This window comes from Pseudorhodobacter sp. (genome assembly GCF_030452865.1).
Classification (GTDB): Bacteria; Pseudomonadota; Alphaproteobacteria; order Rhodobacterales; family Rhodobacteraceae; genus Pseudorhodobacter.
The window spans coordinates 1-5,267 of the sequence record NZ_JAKDLJ010000254.1; the positions used below are offsets into that span (position 1 = coordinate 1).

A 5,267-nucleotide genomic window follows, 5' to 3' on the forward strand; every position below is an offset into this window, starting at 1 on the left:
GACAAGCGTGCTTTGCGCTGTGCCGCCATAAAGCCGGGTCAGGCGCAGGCGGTATTGCCCGGCGGGAAGAACGAAACGCTGTACGTCCATAGTTGCGTCGACTGCGGTGCTGGCCTTGATCACACCTTCCGGTCCAATCAGGTCATAGCGCAGGTAATAGTTCCCGGTGCCAATTTCCGGCGATCCGATCTGGATCGTGGTGGCTTGCGCCAGCGTGAAAACCGCGTCAATCGCGCGCCCTGGGCGGTCGATATCCACGATGAACGGCGTATCAAGTGCGACCGTCTGCGTGGCAACCGGTGACAGGCTCAGATTCCACGAGGTTTCGGCAGTCGCATATGCGCTTCGATTGACTTCGAGCAGGTAGGTGCCGTCATACGGTGCTACCAGGGTGGCAATATCGTTAATCCCTTTGGTGAAATCCCAGCTTTTCATCCGGTCAGCGGAAAACAGCCGGAAGGTCAGGTCATAATTGGCACCACCGGTTTGCGTCAACGTGTCAAAGACGAGGCGCTGACCGGATTGCAGGTTGACCGAATAGACTGCCAAGCCGTGATCCGCATCCAGCGAGGTCGTGGTATCCGTGCCAAGAACCAGCGGAATTTGCCCGGCATCGCTGTTGCGCAACCGCATCCGGTAAGCCCCCGGCGCGACGGTTGCGTTGGTGCCCCGGATCACTACGGAATAGCGTCCGGGTGCCAGATCCTCCCGCGCGATGTAGGAGGCATAGCGGTTGCTGGAACTGGAGGCGAGGACACGGCCTGCCACCCCTTCCAAAGCCCAACTCATGGTAGCGGGCAGATCGTCCAGCAGTTCCATTGCGAAGGCGGTGTCGGCTGTGACGGTGAAATCATAGCGATGCTCCTGCCCCGCCGCCAACGTACCCGACAGGACATCCCCGATGACTGCGGTGTGCACCGTGCGGTCCACAACCGCGCCGGCGAATGTGCCGTTTTGCTGGATCTTGAAACTGTAGCTTCCCACCGAATTGTTGGTGTCGGTCGCAACCAGCGTGTAGCGTCCGGCGACCAGATCCAACACTACCGGCGTCGCACTCAGCGCGGCTTGTGCGTTTGCCGCCCCATTGGGCGATTGGATGAACCAATAGGGATAAATCGCGGCGTCGCGCGTCCCGGTCACCTCCACGCGGCTGTTGCTGGCAAGCGTGAACTCGTACACATGGGTTTCGCCGATTGTGTCAAACGTGGCAGTTTTGGTCGAACCAAGCGTGTAGGCAGTCGCCTCTACCTGCCCGAGCGTCATGTGTAGCGTCAGGTCAACCGGCACGGTGTTTGTCGGGTTGCCTTCGATCAGCAGCGTATAGGTCCCGGTTTCGGTCAGGGTCCGGTTGAAGCTGCTCAGATCGTTGTTCTGCAACACCGTACCGGACGGTGCGACAAGTGCGATGCCACCTTCATAGCGAGTCCCGGAAGTCGTGACGCCGAGCGCGAAGCGGTCGCCTTCCCGCGCATCGAACGTAAGCTCCCGCGTTTCATTGCCCTTCGGCAGCGTAACGTGATGATCACTGTTCAGCGGCAGAACAGCCGCCGCCGAAAGGTCGTGCATTTCAAACCGGTATTCGCCGGTCTGCGCACCTGCGCCAAAGACGCTGAGCGTATATGTGCCGCGCACCAGATCCGCGACCGCGGGCTGGCTGCGGTAATACCCGGCATCCCGGTCCATGCGCCCGGTGATATCGGGCGTGTCTGCCCCGCTCAGCCGCCAGTTCAACTCTGCCGGGCTGAGGGAGTCGAAGGACACCCGTGTCGGTTCTGAAATCGTTATGCGGTAATTATCCTGATCACCTGGCGCGGAAATCGCCCCGATGATCGGAAACAGATCGGCGGAAAGCAACAGGCGCGGTTCCAGCGCTTCCATCAGAACCCGGCGGGAGACAGTGCCTTTCAGCAACTCCGCACCTGCACCACGCCGCCTGTCCCCTGCCCCCCCGGCACTTCGTTTCAGACCTGACGCCTCTCGCGGAAATCCAGACTTGGTTTGTTTCATATCCTTGGCACACCCCGGCCTGATAGAATATACGGGGACCGCCCAGAAGCTGCCCCCTCACCTCCGAAAATCGAAACATTCAAAACCCCGGCGCAGGACCACACCATCCTGAAGCCGGACAACAGCAGCATCAAGCCTTACGAGGGGCTTGCATTAATACTGTAACCATAGCACCATAATTTTCATAATGAAAATAATATTCTCAGGGCGCTCGGTGGATTTACGTTACGTCAAGAGCGAAGTGCGGAGCAATCTGCGGCGACTGTCTGCGGTTACACTGGCGTTTCTGCTGGTAACGGCCAATTCGGCACAGTCCTTTGAAATCGTTGAATGTCTGGTAAAGCCCAAGGAAATCGCCAAACTCGGTGCTTCGGCACGCGGCGTCATTGCCCGGATCACTGCAGACCGGGCAGACAGGGTGCAAAAAGGGGATATATTGGCAGAACTCGAAGCTTCCGCCGAGGAGAACGAGATCGCCCTGGCAAATCTGCGATTCGAAAATGATGTGGCGGTGCGACTTGCGCAAGCCAAGGCCGAAACTGCGGAAATCAGCGTCGAGCGGCTTGGGCAGCTATCGGAAAAGAAGCTGGTCAAGCATGACGAATATGAACACGCCTTGCTTGAAGCGCGCACCGCCCGGTTGGAGGAGGAAGAAGCCGGACTGAACGCAGGAATCGCCGGGGTGCAACTGGCAGCGGCAAAGGCGGCATTGGAGCGCAAGCGCATCCGTGCGCCTTTTGACGGCGTGATCGTCGAACGGGTGATGTCGGTCGGTGAGCTTTACAATGAACAAGGGCCGATTTTTGTCATCGCCCGCATCAATCCGCTGGTCATCGAGGCGTGGTTGCCCGCCGCATCACGCAGCGCGATCCTTCCCGAAGGCCAGTGGCATGTCGATCTTGAAAGCGGGGAAACCGTGACGGCGACACTGGATCTTGCCGATCCGATTCTGGACCCGGCGACTGGCACATTCGGCATCCGGCTCGCCCTGCCCAACCCGGATGGAACAATCCTGGCCGGGCAAAGCTGCCGGCTGACGCAACCCGCAAAACCGGGTTGAGGCGGGTTTGTGCTGGCATTCGGGCTGCTGCGCGTTTTGAGGCTGGAATCTTGCGCGGAATTGCGCTGTTCTGCCCGTCACGATCAATGCGCCTTCAATCCAGAGACCGTCATGTCCAAAACCGCCGCCGACATCAGACGGCCAGAAATCCTAGAAGCCGCATTCCGTGTCCTCGCGCGTGAGGGGCTGCCAATGCCGCCCTATGACCTGATCGCGAAGGAGGCCGGGATTTCCCGGCAATTAATCCGGCATTACTTTCCGGACCAGACCTCGATGATGGTCGGTTTGTGTGACAGCCTCGCCGCCGCTTACCGCAATTTGATGATGAAAGGCATCATCGAAGCCGCCTCGACGGAGCGGTTGCAGGTTTTCCTTGATTTCTACTTCGGGTTTCTGGAGGGCCGCGGCCTGAAGAAACCCGAGGATGACGCCGTGTATGATGCCATGTTTTCGCTCGCGGCGGGCAGTCCCGAAATCCGCGGCAACCTGAAAGAGCAATACAGCCTGCTGCATTTCACCATCTGGCACGAAGTCCAGATCAGCAATCCCGACATGCCACAACGCGCCTGTCAGGAAATCGGATATCTGTTCGTGACGCTGATGTATGGGCATTGGAAAATGGTTGCGTCCCTCGGCTTTTCGAGCAAGCACAACCGCATCGCGCGCGAAGCAATGGACCGAATTATTGCGTCCTACAAAGCCAACTACGTCGATCCCGACGCCTGAGGTCCGGCATATGCCGAGCTACGCGGCGTAGCGCCCGGATGGGGGCGCAACCAATTTCGATTCAAGGCTAATGCAAAACGCGCTTTCGGCTGATAGCGGCGGCAGCGTATGCCCTGTGTGGCCATCCATTTTTCGGTTACCCGAAGCGGGCGGCTTGATTATGTTCTCTTTATGTTCTATATTGGATTCCAACGCATCAAGGGAGATTTCCCATGGAAGCCAGCACCTTTGTCCTGCCCGCAACTCCGCGCCAGATTTCCTACGCCAAGTCACTGGCGTTGAGAAACCGGACGCTCCTGCCTTGGGATGTCCAGCAGGACCGTCGTTCGCTGAGCACTTGGATCGACAGTCAGGCGCAGATGAAACCCGTATCTGCATTGGATAGTTTGCCGAGTTCAAAGCAGGTTGCCTTTGCCGAGCGGTTGGCGCGGATCAAGCGTCGCTCCGTGCCCGATGAATGCTTTCGCGACAAGGGGCTGATGTCAAAATGGATTGACGGGAACAAGTGAAACATTCGCGGTTGCTTACAGCAGAACGCCGATTGTGGCAGGAACATTTCGCAACCTGTAGCAATCCGGGCTGAATTGTCTCCGCCACTCGCCTGAAACAATCCTCTGGCATCGGGATATACCTTTTCACAGGCGTATCGACACGCATCACTCCCTGACATGGCATTGTTGATTGACAAAGTACCAACCGGTCGGTATGTTGTATGAAAGGAGATTCCCATGCCCGCGCCCGCAGCAAAACCAGATGCAAAAGCCAAGTTGCTGGATGCGGCGATGTCGGTCATTCGCTCCAAGGGGTATTCTGCCACGACTGTTGAGCAGCTTTGTACCGCGGCGGGCGTCACGAAAGGCGCGTTCTTCCATCACTTCAGCAGCAAGGATGCCCTTGGCGTTGCGGCGGCGGAGCATTGGTCAGAGATGACGGGCGCATTTTTCGCAGCCGCCCCCTATCACGACCTTGCTGATCCGCTCGACAGGGTTCTGGGTTATGTCGCCTTCCGCAAGGCAATACTGCAAGGCGGTGTTCCGGAGTTCACCTGCCTCGTCGGCACCATGGTACAGGAAACCTATGAAACCGCCCCTGCCATCCGCGACGCCTGCGAACGCAGTATCAGCGGCCATGCCGCAACGCTGGAGGCAGATATAGACGCGGCGATGCGCGCGCATTCCTTGCAACCCGACTGGACCGCGAAATCACTGGCGCTGCATACGCAGGCCGTCCTCCAAGGTGCGTTTATCCTCGCCAAGGCGACAGGGAGCGCCGAAATCGCCGCGGACAGCGTGGATCATCTGGCGCGCTATCTGAAGTTGCTGTTTCCACCAAAGCCACCTGGCTTCGATGAAAAGGACATAAAACCATGATGTCAGCCTCCAAGCCGCTCACGATCACCGCGTTCGAACATTCGCCCGATGGCGGCAGGGGTTTGGCGCGCGACATGCGCGTTCGCTGGGCGCTTGAAGAAGTC

5 protein-coding genes are annotated in these 5,267 nt (G+C 58.5%); 4 read left to right on the forward strand and 1 reads right to left on the reverse strand.

The window, feature by feature from the left end; all coding sequences use genetic code 11:
- Positions 1-2,007 (reverse strand): LEPR-XLL domain-containing protein (locus tag L0H65_RS13770; RefSeq protein WP_301459623.1); only part of this gene is annotated, 2,007 nt, incomplete at its 3' end.
- Positions 2,008-2,221: 214 nt separating this feature from the next.
- Here L0H65_RS13770 and L0H65_RS13775 point away from each other — a divergent pair.
- From L0H65_RS13775 to L0H65_RS13790, 4 genes are all read left to right on the forward strand, one after another.
- Positions 2,222-3,067, forward strand: a complete 846-nt coding sequence (locus tag L0H65_RS13775) for an efflux RND transporter periplasmic adaptor subunit (RefSeq protein WP_301459624.1) — start codon at positions 2,222-2,224, stop codon at positions 3,065-3,067.
- A 111-nt stretch (positions 3,068-3,178) separates the two neighbouring features.
- Positions 3,179-3,793: a TetR/AcrR family transcriptional regulator gene (locus L0H65_RS13780; protein WP_301459625.1), complete on the forward strand. Its 615-nt coding sequence runs from the start codon at positions 3,179-3,181 to the stop codon at positions 3,791-3,793.
- 212 nt (positions 3,794-4,005) lie between these two features.
- Entirely contained in the window at positions 4,006-4,302 is a 297-nt protein-coding gene (locus L0H65_RS13785; RefSeq protein ID WP_301459626.1) for a hypothetical protein, read from the forward strand.
- A 219-nt stretch (positions 4,303-4,521) separates the two neighbouring features.
- The gene (locus L0H65_RS13790) at positions 4,522-5,163 is read left to right on the forward strand and encodes a TetR/AcrR family transcriptional regulator (protein WP_301459627.1); all 642 of its coding nucleotides are present in this window, start codon (positions 4,522-4,524) and stop codon (positions 5,161-5,163) included.
- The last annotated feature ends 104 nt before the right edge of the window (positions 5,164-5,267 follow it).